Here is a 15,581-nt window from a genome sequence, read left to right on the forward strand (position 1 = left end):
TCGGGCAGCGATCCCGCTGACGTCTCATTCGGCCCGTCCCTGGGACCTGTAGTCCTGGACGGCGCGGCCGACGTACGTCAGGAGCTCCGGAGTCATCCGGTGCATCGCCCGGCGGTCGTACCAGCGGACGATCAGGGTGCCCACGGCGAGCCAGCAGAGCAGGCCGATCGAGGCCGCCGCGACGCCGCGGGTCAGGCCCGCGTCGGCCTGGGCGCCGAAGTACAGGATGGCCCGGTCACCGGCGAGGATCTGCCGCAGCGGCTCGGCCTCGCTGAGCAGCCGGAAGAAGCCGGGTAGTGCCTCGATGGGCACGGTCCCACCGGCCGAGGCCAGGCCCGCGTAGACGAACAACAGGAGGGCGACGAGCTGCCCGGGAGTGCCGAGCACGGCGAAGAGCACGATCGTCCCGGCGGCGACGCTGGCCGCGCTCAGCCACGCGTACAGCCACAACAGCAGCGGATGCGGAGCGTCCATGCCCACGGCACCGGCCGCCACCGCGATCATCAGGCCGGTCACCACGGCGGTCAGGACCGCGGCCATCGCCCACTTGATCAGCAAGGTCCGCCACCGGCTGATCGCCGTTGGTTGGAGCTGGGTCCACCGGGGGCCGACCTCGGAGGTGCCGTAGCCGAGGGCCGCGTCCACCGTGCCGTGCAGGACGGTGCCGGTCAGGAACCCGCACATGAGGGTCAGCAGGGCCAGGTAGAAGGCGCTCAGGCCCAGCGCGCTGCTCGCGGGCGGGGGGTGGAACTGGCTGGTCGTGACCGTCACCGGGTTGGCCAGGAACGCCGTCGTCGCGGCGTCCTGGGGACCCGTGCCGGCACCCGCCGTGAGCTGGTCGCTGGTCGCCCGCGAGGCCGCGGCGAGCGCGGGCTGCAGGATGCCGGTGGCCAGGCTCGCCCCCAGCGTGCCGGCCCGCGGGTTGGTCAGCAGCTGGACTGCCCCGCCGCCCGTCGCCCCGGCCGTCGGCAGACCAGCGGTCGGCAGACCAGCCTTCGCCAGGAGCGAGGCGGTGAAGTCAGGCGGGATCACGACCGTCGCGTAGGCGCGCCCGCGGTTCATGGCTCGTTCGGCCGCGGGCATGGTCACGAGCTCCAGGCGCAGCCGGTCGGACAGCGCGGGGCTCGCCCGCAGACCGGTCTCGATCTGCCTGCCGATGTCGAGGTGTTCCGTCCCCAGAGTGGCCCCGCGGTCGCTGTTCACCACCTCGACCGGCAGGCCGCGCACATGGGCCACCGGGTCCACCGCTGACCCGAGGTACAGCGCGGTCATCGCCGCGACGACCACCGAGGCCAGGATCAGCGGCAGCACCCACACCGCGCGTTTGCGCAGCAGGTCGCGCGCGCGAACCGGAAAATCATCCCGCGGGGTCTCGTTCTCCGGACTCAACAGACCGTCTCGTTTCACTCGGACCCCGCGGGCCGCTCGGTATGTGGCCAGCCAGCGGCCGTGGTGACGGCGGCCGTGGGCTTCCGGCTCAGGCGGACACTGACTTGACAGCCGTCCTGATCAGATCGGCCACGACGGTCGGCTGGGAGAACATCACCAGGTGTGACGAGTCCACCTCGATGGTGTCGGCCCCCGCGCGCTGGTAGCCGAAGCGCTCGACCTCCGGATTGATGGCGCGGTCCGAGGTGGCCACGAGACCCCATGCCGGCCTGGTGTGCCAGGCGGCGGCGGGCGCCTTGTCGCCGAACGCCGCCGCGGACAACGGCCGCTGTGACACGGCGAGCACCGCGGTGACGGCCGGGTCGACGTCGTGGGCGAAGACCGCCGGGAACTTCTCGACGTCGACCGAGAGGTCGACGCCGCCCGGGAAGGGCGTCGCGACCAGCGCCTGGGCCAGGTCGGAGTCGGGGAAGCGGCCCTGGAGCTCGCCCAGCGCCTCGCCTTCCTCCAGGACGAAGCCGGCGAGATAGACCAGGGCCTTCACGTTCTCGGCGGCACCGGCCACGGTGGCGACCGCGCAGCCGTACGAGTGGCCGACGAGGACGACGGGGCCGTCGATGGCCGCGAGGACCGACCCGATGTACTCGGCGTCGCCGATGAGCGAACGGTTCGGCACGGCGGGTGCCACCACCCTGAGGCCGTCGGCGAGCAGCTCGGGAATCACCCGGGCGAAGCTGGACGCGTCGGCGAAGGCGCCGTGAACGAGGACGACGGTTGGCTGCGGCATGCTCTTCGGCTCCCTTGATCTAAGTCGTGAGGCCCGAGTACACCACCGGTTAGTTGACGATTAGTGCATCATCACTTCACGGGGCTGCGCTGACTGAACGCCGACTGAGGGAGGCCGTGGTCAGGGGTCCAGACGCAGCGTCCCCGTCAGGTCCGGACGGAGCACGCATGTGACCGTGTACGTCCCGGCGTGGAACGGCGCCGACGCCGAGGGGCACGCCGACGACCGCGGTGGCTACGACGGTGGGGACGGCGACCGCGACGGTGACCGTGGCGGTGCTGGCGACCGCGACGGTGGTGGCGACGGCGGTCGCGTTCGGCGGCTGACGAACTGGCTCACGACCGTCCTGACCAAAGCATCCACGACGGCGCGAGACCCTGGAGTTTGACGCAAGACTTCCCGCATCGACTTCAGTTATGCATCGGTGCGCTCCTCGGGCACCGGCGTCCCGTGGGGCTCAGGATCCCCACAGCGGAGTCCGGTTGAAATTCCGGCGGCTCCGCCGACCGCCCACGATCCGACGCGGAAAGAATGACTGCCAAGCGCCGATAGCGCTGCCAGCCGAGACCTCGACGTTTCCGCTGCGGCTATTCTCCGCTACCGCCGGCCCGCCACCCTTCACACGCGGCCGGAGGCAGGACTCCCGTCAGATCTGACTTGGAGGCCCATCTTGCCTCGCCAGAATGGTCACGCACGACTCCGCCCGTGGGCTCTATACCGGTCGTGTCGCTCACCCGGCTTATATGGCCTCGCCGGAAAGAGATGGTCGTCCCCGACCCGCGCGAGGGGATGACATGCCACGATCGCCGCACTGCCGCCAGGCATCCCGTGGCTGGTTTCGCTGGCTACCGGGACGCAGTCGTCGGCCGAGTACACAGTCCCCCTTCCCCGCCTTCCTGGCCGCCGGACCCCGCCCGGGTGCCCGGGTCGTGTTCGGACATGGCGTTCCACGCCCGACGGCGCTGCTCGCCGCGGCGCTGGCCACGGCCATGGCCGCCGGCTGCTCGACACCAGGCGGCGCGAGCGGCCGCCCCAGTATGGCGGCGTGCGACACCCCCGGCTACGGCGCCCACGAGATACGGCTGGGCCTCGTCTATCCCGACAGCGGCATCGTCGCGGGGCCCCTGTCCGCCGCGAGGAGCGGATTCCACGTCCGCCTCGAGCAGGCGAACGCCGACGGCGGAATACACGGCCGCGAGCTGGTCTACACCTGGAAGGACGACGCCGGCGACGCGAGCCAGAACCTCGAGGCCGTGCGCGAGCTCGTCGGGCCAGAGAGCGTCTTCGGGCTCGTCGAGGCGACCGTCAGCGCCTCCGGCGGCGCCGACTACTTGCAGAAGCGCGGCATCCCCGTGACCGGAATACCCGCCGAGGCCTTTTGGTCGGACCCCCGCTACCGGAACATGTTCACCTTCGCATACCCGTTCGCCAACGGGCCCTCCGTCACCACGTTCGGTGAATTCGCGAAGGCCCAGGGCGTCACCCGGGCGGCCATGATCCAGACCGACGTCACCTCCGCCTCGAACGATCTCGCCGCGAAAATCATCAGCAGTTTCGCGGCGGCCGGCATCCCCATCGCGCCCGGCCCCTTCGTCTTCAAGCCGATGCTCACCGACCCCGTGGATTTCGGCCGGCGGCTGGCCACGGCCCAGGTCGACGTGGTCGCCTCGGCGCTGGGCAGCGACGATCTCGCCCGGTTGGTGCGGGGCATGCACCAGGCCGGCGCGCCGGTGAAGGTCGTTCTTTCTCCCAACGGATACGACACGTCGCTGATCCAGCGGTACGGCGGCACGGTGGCGGGCCTGACCGCCGCCCTCAACTACGTCCCTTTCGAGATCGGCGGACCGGCCCACCAGAAATACCTCCGCGCAATGAGCAGCTTCGCACCCGAGCTCCAACCGCCCGACCAGGAGCTCGCCTTCATCACCTATATCCTCACCGATCTCTTCCTCGACGGCCTCCAGAGAGCCGGCGACTGCCCGACCCGCGCCGAGTTCATCGACGCCCTGCGCGCCAGCACCTATGACGGCGGCGGATTGCTGCCCGCCCCCGTCGACATGACCAGGGACTTCGGGCAGGTCGCCCTCTGCTACACGTTCATGCAGGTCAACGCGGCGGGAACCGGCTACCAGGTCGTGCCGAGCGAGGACGCCAACCCGGCGAACCGCAACCGCTGGTGCGGCCACCGGCTCGACCAGTAGCGGCACCGGCCCCGCCACCCTGGCCGCTGGACCGTCGGATCGTGGCCAACCGACGTCGAGCTGCACGCGCCGGCGCCGGTCAGGGTCATTCCCTGGCGCCATGGCTCCACGGCCCAGGTGAGTGGCGGGGTGTTCTCGCCAGGGCGATCTGGTTGACTCCCGCCATGGCCGACGACAGCCTCGCCGATTTCGAGGCGACTACCTTCACCCATGACGGCAAGTCCAGGACCGTGTACCGGGCCGGCACGGGCCCGGCCGTGATCGTGATCGCCGAGATGCCGGGTATCACGCCGAAGGTGGCCGCATTCGCCCGCCAGGTCGTCGGCATCGGCTGTACCGCGGTGATGCCGCACCTGTTCGGCGTCCCCGGCAAGGACCCATTCGCGGCCGGCAGGTTGGGCTCCGTGCGGTACACGCTGTCGTCGCTTGTTCCAGCCTGCGTCAGCCGGGAATTCACCATCTGGGCGACGAGCCGGACGTCACCTGTCGTCTCCTGGCTACGCGCGCTGGCCGCGGACGAACACGCGCGCTGTGGCGGGCCTGGTGTCGGCGCCATCGGCATGTGCTTCACGGGCGGGTTCGCGCTGGCGATGGCGACGCACCCCAGCCTGATCGCTCCTGTGCTCGCGGAGCCGTCCTTGCCGTTTCCCTTCTCCAAGGCCAAGAAGGGGTCCATCGACTGTTCCGCCGCCGACCTGGAGGTAGTCAAGGGACGGTGCGCGGCGGAGAGCCTGCAGGTGCTTGGCCTCCGTTTCCAGGGCGACGCCTTCTCCCCTGGTGAGCGCTTCCGGTTCCTCCGGGAGCAGCTGGGTGACGCCTTCGTCGCCATCGAGCTGGCCGACCGCGCCGCCAACCCCGAGGCGACGATGAAGCCGCACTCCGTCCTCACCGAGCACCTCATCGACGAGCCGGGCCAGCCCACCCGGGCGGCGCTCGACCAGGTTCTCGACCTGTTCCGAACCCGTCTCCTACCGGCCTAGTACATCGGCGGCACAGCCTCGCGGGAGCCGACGGAGGCCCACATCCACAAACGATGGCTTGCGAAAGCGAACGTTTGCATTAGGGTGTGGCCATGCCCTCTCCGCCCCTGGCGTCCGGCCCAGAACTCGACCTGGCCTTCGCCGCCCTCGGCGACCCCATCCGTCGCGCCTTGGTGACTCGTCTCGCGAGCGGTGACGCCACGGTCGGAGAGCTCGCCGAACCGTTCGACCTGACCCCGCAGGCGATCTCCCACCATGTCGGCGTCCTGCGGCGCAGCGGCCTGGTCGAGCAGCGACGCGAGGGCACCAGACGCCACTGCCGACTGAGAGTCGACCAGCTGTCGCTGCTCGGCACGTGGATCGACGAGCAGCGCCGCGCCTGGGACGACCGGCTCGACGCCCTCGAACAGCACCTCACCGAGGGCGGAGCGGGCCGTTGACCGCCAGCGCGGAGCTCCGCGGCGACGAACTGATCGCCAAACGCCACCTCCCGGCCGAACCCGAACGCGTCTGGGCCGCCTTCACCTCACCGGCGAGCATCGCGGCGTTCTGGGGCGGCTCGCACGCCACCGTGCCCCCGGAGTCCGTCACCGTCGACCTGCGTCCCGGCGGAGAGTTCACGCTCGACACCCGCGCGCCCGACGGCGCCACCCGCCGGCTCCGGTTCGTCTACGTGAGCATCGCCGCGCCGCGCGAGCTCGTGTTCGACGAGCCCGTCACAGGTCTGCGCACCACCGTCAGCGTGCGCCCCGCCGGCGACGGCACGGACCTCACCGTCCACCAGCGCCGGCTTCCCCGTGAGCTACGGACAGCCCAGGCGGCCGGCGGACTCGCCTCGATCCTCGACGCCCTCGCCGCGCACCTGCGGCGCCACCAGCCCGCACCAGGACGGAGAACGCCATGACACCGACGACCCAGCGCGACGCCGTCGCCGAGTACTTCGACGGATTCCGCGTGGGCGACCACGCGCGCATCCTCGCGACCCTCACCGACGACGTCGAGTGGGTCATCCACGGCCACCGGACCACCCACGGCAAGACCGAGTTCGACGGCGAGATCGAGAATCCGGCGTTCACCGGCAGCCCCGCGCTCGACGTCCAGCGTGTCCTCGAGGACGGCCCGGTCGTCATCACCACCGGCGAGGGCCGCGGCGCCACCGTCGAGCACGGCCCGTTTCGGTTCGCCTTCAACGACCTGTTCACGTTCCGCGACGGGTACATAGCCCGCGTCGATTCCTACGTCGTCCCGCTGCCCTGAGGGCGGCGTGCCCGCCGCGGCCCGCCGGGCGAGGGCCCGTCCGGCGAGGGACGTCGGGCGGCGGCTTCGCGGCTGCGTTCGCCGCGGTCCTTAGAGCTTCCGGTAACGGGCCTCGAAGAAGGAGTAGGCGCCGAACAGCGCCAACCCGACCGCGCAGATCCCGAGCAGCCAGGGACCGTAGGCGTGCCCGGCGATCGACTTCAGGGTGCCGTCCAGCCCCTTCGCCTCGTTCGGGTCGAAGTCCACCGCGGCCTTCGTCACGAAGAAGCCCGCCAGGCCGAACACGACGCCCCTGGCGACGTAGCCGGCTCGCCCGGTGCCGACGGTCAGCTTCTTGACCCCCGGCTTCATCTCGCCGGTGCGCAGCTTCTTCTCGAACTTGGTGGTCACGCCACGCCAGATCATGCCGACGCCGACGCCGATCACCACGATGCCCACCAGGCCGACGAGCCAGCGCCCACCGGTGTGGCCCATGACCCGGGCGGTGTAGGGGGCCGGCTCGCCGGAGCCGCCGTGCCCCGAGGTGAGGAACTTGATGGTGCTGCCCGCGATGGCGAGGTAGATCGCGCCGCGGACGGCGGACGTGGCCCGCTTGGCGGCCCGCTTCTTGCCGTCGTTCTCGTCCGTGTGCCCAACAGCGGCGTCCAGCAGCCGCCACGCCGCGTAACCGAAGAAGCCGATGATCAGGATGACCAGCACGGCGGTGCCGAACGGCTTGTCGGCGATCTGGCGAAGCGCGCCCTCGCGGTTCGTCTTCTCGCCGCTGTGTCCCGCGGCGACCTGCACGGCGAGTATGCCGATCAGCAGGTAGACCAGTCCGCGCGAGGCGAGCCCAAGCCGGGCCGTCGCGGTCACCGCCTTGCTGTGTTTGGCCTTCTGGGCCTGACCGCGGCCTTCGGCCAGTGGGGCGCCGGGTCGCGACGCGCTTTTCACCGTCACCGTTCCTCCGCGGAATGAGTCGCTGGATGATCCCCCCAGACGCTGCCCCCGCTGGGCGGCGGACAAACCGCGCATCGCTATCTGCCGCCCGCCGGACGGCTCGACCCTGCGTGACTTCGACCTTGCGTGCGCCCCGACTCTGCGTGAGCTCGGCCCTCTACGTGATCTCGAGCCTCTGCGTGAGCTCGACCCTGTGTGCGAGCTCGACCGTCTGGGAGCTCGACCTGGCGTGCGACGTGAACTCGGCCTAGCGCGCGACGTCCGCCGGGCGCGGCCACGGCCGTCCGCTGCGGCGTTCGATGCCGGCGTTGAAACGTCGCAGGAACTCCGCGAAGGYGGCGACCTCGTCGGCCGTCCAGTCCGCCAGGACGTCGTCGATGCCGGCGATGATGTCGGCGCGCTGCTCGTCGAGGCGGCGGGCGCCCTCGTCGGTGATCCGGAACTTCCTGGCCATCCCACCGTCGGGATCGGGGATGCGGTCGACCAGGCCCTCGGCGCGCATGGCGGCGGTCTGGCGATGCAGCGTGGAGACGTCCAGCCCGAACGCCTCGCTGAGCTGCCCGAGCGACATCGGGCCCTGCACGCGGATCCGGCTGAGCAGGATGTAGGCGCTGCGCTCGAGACCGCCAGGCCGGTGCCCCCCACGCGCGGTCAGGTGGGCGTACCGGCCGAGCAGCATGCCCTCGTACTCGATCAGGTGCGTGGGCCGGTCCATCACGCTCCTCCTCGCGGCCTACCCGACCCGTGTCTACCACGTCGCGTGCGCCCTACATGGAGTTTGCACTATACAAACAGTTTGTATCGCGCAAATCGAACCGTGCCAGCGACCAGGACAGCGACAGGGACGAGGTAACGAGGTGCCCGTGCACGGCTCCGCGCCGGCCACCCGCCCGGGCTTGATCGTGGCCGTACTGGCCGCGGGCGGCATCGTGGCCACGCTCATGCAGACCCTGGTAGTGCCACTCATCGGCGAGCTGCCCCAGCTGCTGCACACCAGCGCCGTCAACGCGTCGTGGGTGGTGACCGCCACGCTGCTCRCCGGCTCGGCCGCCATCTCGGCGATCGGCCGGCTGAGCGACCTGCACGGCAACCGCCGCCTGCTTCTGACGTGTACTGGGGCGCTCCTGGTCGGTTCGGTGATCTGTGCGCTGGCCGGGTCCCTGGTCCCGCTGGTCATCGGACGGGCGCTGCAGGGCGTCGGCCTGGGCGTGGTCCCCGTCGGGATCAGCGCGCTGCGGGAGCTGGTCCCGCCGCAGCGGCTGGGGTCGGCGATCGCGCTGGTCAGCTCCTCCCTCGGCATCGGCGGCGCGCTCGGCCTGCCGTTCTCCGCGCTGATGGCCCAGCACTTCGGCTGGCACACGCTGTTCTGGACCGCCGCCGGGCTCAGCGCGGCGGTCGGCGCGCTGATCTGGCTGGCGGTTCCCGTGACGCCCGCGAGGAGTCAGGGCCACTTCGACGCCGCCGGCGGGATCGGGATCGGGATCGGGCTGATCTGCCTGTTGCTGGGCGTGTCCAAGGGCGCGGACTGGGGATGGGCGAGCGGGACCACGCTCGGTCTGTTCGCGGCGTCGTTGGTGACGTTCACCGTCTGGGGCTGGTGGGAGCTGCGCATCACCGACCCGCTGGTCAACCTCCGGGTCGCGGCTCGGCGCCAGGTGCTGATGACCAACCTCGCGTCGGCCGTGCTGGGGTTCGCGCTGTATGCCTCCCAGCTGATCCTGYCGCAGTTGTTGCAGCTCTCCCGGAGCACGGGCTACGGCCTGGGGCAGTCCATGCTGGCCACCGGCCTCTGGATGGCCCCCTCGGGCCTGCTCATGCTCCTGGTCTCGCCCGTCGGCGCGAGGCTGTCGGCGTCGCGCGGACCCAAGATCACCCTCATCGCGGGCAGCCTGATCATCGCGGTGGGGTATGGATCCTCGATGGTGCTGCTCGGTACCACGTGGGGCCTGCTGATCGTCTCCTGCGTCTGCATGGTCGGCGTCGCCTTCGCCTACGGCGCGATGCCCGCGCTGATCATGGGCGCGGTCCCGCCCTCCGAGACCGGTTCCGCCACCAGTTTCAACACCCTGTCCCGCTCCATCGGCATCACGATGGCCGCGGCGGTGGTCGGCCTGGTGCTTTCCCAGCTGACCACTCAGCTGGGAACCCGGTCCGTGCCCTCGGAGAGCGGTTTCCGCCTCGGTCTCCTGATCGGTTGCGCCGTCGCGCTCGCCGCCGCCGCCGTCGCGCTCGCGATCCCGTCCCGGCGAGCCGCCGCCCACGTCGGCGCGCTCGAACCCTCCGCTTCCGCGAACGTCGTGCCCTCCGTCGACATGGTGACCTGAGGGTCTAGACGTGGTGACCTGAGGGTCTAGAGGAGCGAGAGCTGGAGCGTGCCGTCGGCGTTGATGACCATGCCGGTGAGACCGTCCCCGCTGGCCGGGGCGTCCATGTCGAGGGCGACCAGGGTCTTCTGGTAGTTCCACGCGCTGACGTCGAGGGAGAGCTCGACCAGCTGGGCGGTGGAGAAATGCGTGCGCAGCTCCGCCCGAAGCTCGGGGGTGATCTGGCGGGGCCCCGTCATGTGGGCGTCGGCATAGCGCAGCGCCGCCCGCCGCGCCGGCGAGAACGCCGGGTCGTCGGCGTAGCCGCCCAGCCGGGCAAACAGCTCCTCGTCGACGACGACCAGGCCGTCGACGACGAACCGCAACGACAGGCAGGTGCGGCAGTCGTGGTAGCTGGCCGCCCGCAGCCGGACCAGCTCGGTGGTCACCGGGTCCAGCGCCGACAGTCCCAGCGCGGCATCGTGGAACAGGAGGTTCGCCGCCGCGAGCGACTTGTGCTCGCGCGGCGCCACGTCGGGTGGGACGTCGCCGAACTCCCCCGGGTCGAACAGCCTGCCATGCCCGACGACCAGCCGGGCCGCCTGGTCGAACACGTACATGGCGTCGACCAGTTCACGGGTCCCACGCCCGCGGAGCCGTTCGCGCAGCACCCCGACCAGGTCGGGCCGTCTGGTCGCGACGTGGCGGACGAACCCGTCGGTGAACTCGATGACCGCCTGGCCGAGCGGATCGGCGGCAGCTTCCCCGGCCGGAACCGCGCCGGCCGGAGCCGCGCCGGCGGCCGGCGCGAGGCCGTGCCCGGCTGCGACCCGGCCCCGGACGAGGTCGAGCAGCCGCGGCTCGACCCTGGCCAGGGCCGCGTCCCACCCGGCTCGCAGCCAGCTCGCCGCGGCCGGCGCGACGGCTCGGATCGACTCGAGCCCGGACGCCGGAACCAGTACCTGGGAAGCGGACACGCGGATCACCTCAGGACGTGGACGGGCTCACCCGCGGTCCGGTCCGGTCGACACGGCACCGCCAGCCGAGTGACGGGGATCACCTCCAACCATCATCACCGACCAGCGGTCACCGCGCAGCCATCCCGGATAATGATCATCTCTGCCCGGCCGATCGCCCTCACAGCCGGGAGAAGGCGGACCGAGACCTGGCGGTGAACCTGGTCGTCGCCTGCTTCCGTCCGACGGCGTCCTGACGACCGCATATGATCGGCCGGCCCGCACGACAGGAGCCGCCATGGCCTCGACCCTCGCCGCCGGTGCGGAGAACACCACCCAGGCGCGCATCCTGCGCCACCTCCGCGACGGCGGTCCGCTCTCCCGCGTCGAGCTGGCGGAACGCATCGGCACGTCCCGCACGACGGTGGCCACCGAGGTGAGCCGGCTCGCCGAGCTGGGCCTGGTGGACGACATCGGACCGGGCGTGTCCCGGGGCGGTCGGCGTGCCACCCTGGTCGACCTGGCGGGGCGGCTGCGTTTCGTCGGGGTCGACGTCGGCGCCACCTCGTTGACGGTCGGGATCACCGACGGTCGGCTGCAGGTACTCGTGCAGCGCGAGGAGGACCTCGACGTGCGCCGCGGCGCGGAGCACGTGCTCGGCCGCGTCCTGGAGCTGACCAGGAAGCTGCTCGCCGAACAGCAGCTGGCCCGGCCGGCGGGGCTCGGCATCGGGCTGCCCGGGCCGGTGAACTTCCACACCGGCGTCCCGGTCGCCCCGCCGATCATGCCGGGCTGGGACGGCTACCCGGTGCGCGACGTGCTGGCCCGCGAGCTCGGCTGCCACGTGCTGGTCGACAACGACGTCAACGCGATGGCGCTCGGCGAGCTGCACGCCGGTGTCGCCCGGTCGGCGCGGGACTTCCTCTTCGTCAAGATCGGCACAGGCATCGGCTGCGGCATCGTGGTCGACGGCCGGCTCTACCGCGGGGTCGACGGCTGCGCCGGCGACATCGGGCACATCCAGGCCGAGGAGTCCGGGCCGCCCTGCGCCTGCGGGAACTCCGGCTGCCTGGAGGCCTTCTTCGGCGGCGCCGCGCTGGCCAGGGACGCGGCCGCGGCCGCCCGGTCCGGCCGCTCCCCGGAGCTCGCGGCACTGGCCGCCGGCGGTGGCGTGCTGACCGCCGCCGACGTCGGCACCGCGGCCCGGCACGGCGACCAGGCAGCCCTCGCGTTGATCCGCGACGGCGGCCGGCGGGTCGGCACCGTGCTCGCCGGCCTCGTCTCGTTCTTCAACCCGGGCCTGGTCGTCATCGGCGGCGGCGTCTCCGGGCTCGGGCATCTGCTGCTGGCCGAGATCCGCGGCGTCGTGTACCGGCGGTCGCTGCCACTGGCCACCGGCAACCTGCCCGTGGTGCTCACCGAGCTGGGCGACGCGGCTGGCATCGTCGGCGCCGCCCGCCTGGCCAGCGACACGGTCTACTCCCCCGACTGACCCGCCCCCGCTCCGCTCTCCCCACCGCTCCACTCCCCCGCCCCGCCCCGCCACCGCCGCGCGGGGCCCGCCCCCCGCCGCGCCGGCGGCTCGAACCGTGGTACTTCCGTGCCGTCATAGACACCCCCATCGACCACGGTTCAACCGTCGATCACCAACTGTGGTCGATTGCGGTGTCTCCGGTGTCACTCATCGACCACAGTTGGCGGCCGAGGCGGGGCCGGAGCCCGCGGTGGCTGGTGGAGTCGTCGAAGCCGGGCCGGCCCACCGCGTGCCGGCGCGTCCTCGCGCTCCGGTCGAGGCGTCGCCAGGCCAAACTTTCGTCAATGACTTTGAAACTTCTGAAGATTAACTCTTGACCAGGCTCGGGCGGATCTCTAACTTGACTGCAGGCCGGCCAAAGTCGGGCCGGAAGTGGCACAGATCATGGGATCAGTGGTGGACAGCGCCCCCGCCTTACCGAACACGCCCGATCCACTCCTCATCGTCACTGGAGTCGTCAAGACGTTCCCCGGTGTGCGCGCGCTCGACGGCGTCGACCTGGAGGTCCGCGCCGGCGAGGTGCACTGCCTGCTTGGCCAGAACGGGGCCGGCAAGTCCACGTTGATCAAGGTGCTGTCCGGGGCGCATCAGCCCGACGCCGGCACGATCCGCTGGCGCGGCGAGCAGGTCAGCCCGCCGACGCCGACCGCCGCGACCAGGCTCGGCATCGCCACGATGTACCAGGAGCTCGACCTGGTCGACGGGTTGTCGGTCGCCGACAACATCTTCCTGGGCCACGAGCTGGCCCGCGCAGGGCTTTCCCGCCGCCGCGCGATGGACGACGCCGCCCGGGCGCTGCTCGCCCGGCTGGGCCACGCCGAGATTCCCGTGAGCCGCGAGGTCGGCCAGCTGTCCGCGGCCGGCAAGCAGGTGGTGAGCATGGCCCGCGCGCTGTCGCACGACGCGCGAATGATCATCATGGACGAGCCGTCCGCCGTGCTCGACGCGGACGAGGTCGACAACCTGTTCCGGCTGGTGGGCGACCTGACCGCGCACGGCGTCGCCGTGGTCTACATCTCGCACCGCCTCGCCGAGATCCGCCGGATCGGCGACCGGGTGACCGTCCTCAAGGACGGCCGCACCGTGGCCCGCGGGCTGCCGGCGCGCACCACGTCGACCGAGGACGTCATCCGGTTGATGACCGGCCGCGCGATCGAGCACGCGTTCCCACCCAGGGTCGGACCTGCCCCGGACGCCCCCGAGGTACTACGGGTCAGCGGCCTCGGCCGCCCGCGCGAGTTCCGCGACGTGTCGTTCGCCGTGCGGGCCGGGGAGATCGTCGGCCTGGCCGGGCTCGTCGGCTCCGGACGCTCGGAGATCCTCGAGACGGTCTACGGCGCCCGCCGGGCCGCCACCGGCGAGGTGCGGGTGGCAGGCCGACGGCTGCGCCGGGGCTCGGTCGGCGCCGCTGTCGCCGCCGGCGTCGGGCTGTGCCCCGAGGAACGCAAGAGCCAGGCCCTGCTGCCCGACGAGCCGGTCTACCGCAACATCACGCTCGCCACGCTGACCCGGTTCGCCGCCGGGCCGTTCACCCGGGAAGGCCACGAGTCGGCGGCCGCGAGCCGGCAGGCCGACGCGCTCGACATCCGGCCGGCCGGAGTCGCCCGCCCGGTGCGCACCCTGTCCGGCGGCAACCAGCAGAAGGTCGTGCTGGCCCGCTGGCTGCTGCGGGACTGCCGGGTGCTGCTGCTCGACGAGCCGACCCGCGGCGTCGACGTGGGTGCCCGCGACGAGATCTACGCCCTGATCCGCCGGCTGGCCCGGTCCGGGGTCGCCGTGGTGCTGGTCTCCAGCGAGGTGCCCGAGGTGATCGGGCTGGCCGACCGGGTGCTGGTGGTCGCCGCCGGCCGGGTCGTGCACGAGGCGGCCGCCACCGGCATCAGCGAGTCCCAGGTCCTCGACCTGGTCATGGAGGAGGGACGCGCCGCGTGAACGAGCCACGCCTGACCGACGCTCCGGCAACGGACCCGGCGGCGGCCGAGGCCCCGGCCGCCAAACCACTCGAACCGCCGACCGCGGCCGCGGCGGCCCCGGCATCGCCAGCCGAGGCACCGCCCGTCGCGGCAGGGCCCGTCGCGGCACCGCCGACGGATGAGCGGGCACGGGTCGAGCGGGCCGCGGTGGAGGCAGACGCCGCCGTCGCCCCGAGCCTCACCGGCGTTCTCACGCGCAAGACCGATCCCGGCGACGCGAGCCGGGCGCCGGGCGCGGCCGGGCGGGCGGCGCTGGGGCGGTTGCTCGGCACGGGCGCCGGCCGGAACCTCGGCCTGATCGCGGCCCTCGCGCTGATCTGCGCGGTCGGGCTGGGTACCGCCGGCGACCGGTTCGGCAGCACCGACAACGCGCTCACCATCCTGCGGCTGGCGTCGGTCATCGGCGTCGTCAGCGTCGGCATGACGTTCGTCATCGCCGGCGGCGGGATCGACCTGTCCGTGGGCGCCATCGTCGCGCTCGCCTCGGTCTGGTCGACGACGCTCGCCACCCAGAACATGGCCCGCGACTCGACGTTCCTGGTGATGGTGTTCGTGGCGCTCGCGGTCGGCGCCGTGTGCGGACTGGTCAACGGCATCCTGGTCGCCTACGGCGGGATCGTGCCGTTCATCGCGACGCTGGCGATGCTGGCATCGGCCCGCGGCCTCGCCGAGGAGATCTCGAACCGGCAGACGCAGGTGGTGCGGGTCCAGGGTTTCCGGAACTTCTTCCGCGCCGAGCCGGGCGGCATCCCGGTGCTGGTCATCATGTTCGCGCTCGTCGCGCTGGTCGGTTGGGTGGTGCTGAACCGGACCACGTTCGGCCGGCGCACGTTCGCGGTCGGCGGCAACCCCGAGGCGGCCCGGCTCGCGGGCATCAACGTGCGGCGCCAGACCCTGTGGCTCTACACGCTGCTCGGGTTCTGCTGCGGCATCGCCGCCGTCATGATCACGGCGCGGACGACGTCCGGCACGTCCACCCATGGCCTGCTCTACGAGCTGGACGCGATCGCCGCCGTGGTCATCGGCGGCACCCTGCTCTCCGGCGGGCGCGGCACGATCGTCGGCACGGTCCTCGGCGTGCTGATCTTCACCACGGTCAGCAACATCTTCACCCTGAACAACCTGACGACCTCCACCCAGGCCCTGGCCAAGGGCCTGATCATCGTGGCCGCCGTGCTCCTGCAGAAACGGCTGGCCCGGGAGTCCAGGCGGACGTGACGGCCACACAGACGCAGTGGCCACACAGACGCAGTGGCCGCACA

Annotated in this window: 14 protein-coding genes; 9 read left to right on the top strand and 5 right to left on the bottom strand. The window is 71.8% G+C overall.

The features are described 5' to 3' along the window. Positions 1 to 24 precede the first annotated feature (24 nt). On the bottom strand, positions 25 to 1,389 hold the full coding sequence (locus BCD49_RS31770) for a YhgE/Pip domain-containing protein (RefSeq protein ID WP_007510124.1): 1,365 nt from the start codon (positions 1,387 to 1,389) through the stop codon (positions 25 to 27). Between the two features lie 88 nt (positions 1,390 to 1,477). Next, the gene (locus BCD49_RS31775) at positions 1,478 to 2,176 is read right to left on the bottom strand and encodes an alpha/beta fold hydrolase (RefSeq protein ID WP_007510117.1); all 699 of its coding nucleotides are present in this window, start codon (positions 2,174 to 2,176) and stop codon (positions 1,478 to 1,480) included. 929 nt (positions 2,177 to 3,105) lie between these two features. Here BCD49_RS31775 and BCD49_RS31785 point away from each other — a divergent pair. The 5 genes from BCD49_RS31785 to BCD49_RS31805 all read left to right on the top strand — a co-directional run bounded on the left by BCD49_RS31785 (position 3,106) and on the right by BCD49_RS31805 (position 6,614). After that, a complete protein-coding gene (locus BCD49_RS31785; protein WP_035925044.1) occupies positions 3,106 to 4,377 on the top strand; it encodes an ABC transporter substrate-binding protein in 1,272 nt (423 codons plus the stop codon). A gap of 164 nt (positions 4,378 to 4,541) precedes the next feature. Continuing rightward, a complete protein-coding gene (locus BCD49_RS31790; RefSeq protein ID WP_007510110.1) occupies positions 4,542 to 5,357 on the top strand; it encodes a dienelactone hydrolase family protein in 816 nt (271 codons plus the stop codon). A 92-nt stretch (positions 5,358 to 5,449) separates the two neighbouring features. Further along, positions 5,450 to 5,797: an ArsR/SmtB family transcription factor gene (locus BCD49_RS31795; protein ID WP_007510108.1), complete on the top strand. Its 348-nt coding sequence runs from the start codon at positions 5,450 to 5,452 to the stop codon at positions 5,795 to 5,797. Continuing rightward, positions 5,794 to 6,261, top strand: coding sequence for an SRPBCC family protein (locus BCD49_RS31800; protein WP_007510106.1), 468 nt, complete (start codon positions 5,794 to 5,796; stop codon positions 6,259 to 6,261). Before BCD49_RS31795 ends, BCD49_RS31800 begins: the two co-directional genes overlap by 4 nt. Beyond that, positions 6,258 to 6,614, top strand: coding sequence for a nuclear transport factor 2 family protein (locus BCD49_RS31805; RefSeq protein WP_007510104.1), 357 nt, complete (start codon positions 6,258 to 6,260; stop codon positions 6,612 to 6,614). Before BCD49_RS31800 ends, BCD49_RS31805 begins: the two co-directional genes overlap by 4 nt. Positions 6,615 to 6,704: 90 nt before the next feature. Here the strand turns inward: BCD49_RS31805 and BCD49_RS31810 are convergent, their stop codons facing one another. After that, positions 6,705 to 7,553 carry a DUF1206 domain-containing protein gene (locus tag BCD49_RS31810; protein WP_007510102.1) on the bottom strand — a complete coding sequence of 283 codons (849 nt, stop codon included), beginning with the start codon at positions 7,551 to 7,553 and terminating at the stop codon, positions 6,705 to 6,707. A 247-nt stretch (positions 7,554 to 7,800) separates the two neighbouring features. Beyond that, positions 7,801 to 8,268 (bottom strand): MarR family winged helix-turn-helix transcriptional regulator, encoded by a 468-nt coding sequence (locus BCD49_RS31815; protein WP_071042239.1) that lies wholly within the window; start codon positions 8,266 to 8,268, stop codon positions 7,801 to 7,803. Between the two features lie 148 nt (positions 8,269 to 8,416). Here BCD49_RS31815 and BCD49_RS31820 point away from each other — a divergent pair, with 148 nt between their 5' ends. Continuing rightward, a complete protein-coding gene (locus BCD49_RS31820) occupies positions 8,417 to 9,877 on the top strand; it encodes an MFS transporter (RefSeq protein WP_071042251.1) in 1,461 nt (486 codons plus the stop codon). 26 nt (positions 9,878 to 9,903) lie between these two features. Here the strand turns inward: BCD49_RS31820 and BCD49_RS31825 are convergent, their stop codons facing one another. Further along, positions 9,904 to 10,833 carry a carboxymuconolactone decarboxylase family protein gene (locus tag BCD49_RS31825; RefSeq protein ID WP_007510091.1) on the bottom strand — a complete coding sequence of 310 codons (930 nt, stop codon included), beginning with the start codon at positions 10,831 to 10,833 and terminating at the stop codon, positions 9,904 to 9,906. A gap of 277 nt (positions 10,834 to 11,110) precedes the next feature. On the opposite strand from BCD49_RS31825, the gene BCD49_RS31830 reads away from it, so the two are divergent. From BCD49_RS31830 to BCD49_RS31840, 3 genes are all read left to right on the top strand, one after another. Further along, positions 11,111 to 12,304 carry an ROK family transcriptional regulator gene (locus tag BCD49_RS31830; RefSeq protein ID WP_007510090.1) on the top strand — a complete coding sequence of 398 codons (1,194 nt, stop codon included), beginning with the start codon at positions 11,111 to 11,113 and terminating at the stop codon, positions 12,302 to 12,304. A 426-nt stretch (positions 12,305 to 12,730) separates the two neighbouring features. Beyond that, on the top strand, positions 12,731 to 14,278 hold the full coding sequence (locus BCD49_RS31835) for a sugar ABC transporter ATP-binding protein (RefSeq protein ID WP_051467065.1): 1,548 nt from the start codon (positions 12,731 to 12,733) through the stop codon (positions 14,276 to 14,278). Continuing rightward, a complete protein-coding gene (locus BCD49_RS31840) occupies positions 14,275 to 15,537 on the top strand; it encodes an ABC transporter permease (RefSeq protein ID WP_007510088.1) in 1,263 nt (420 codons plus the stop codon). Before BCD49_RS31835 ends, BCD49_RS31840 begins: the two co-directional genes overlap by 4 nt. Positions 15,538 to 15,581 lie beyond the last annotated feature (44 nt).

This window comes from Pseudofrankia sp. EUN1h (assembly GCF_001854645.1).
Classification (GTDB): Bacteria; Actinomycetota; Actinomycetes; order Frankiales; family Frankiaceae; genus Pseudofrankia; species Pseudofrankia saprophytica.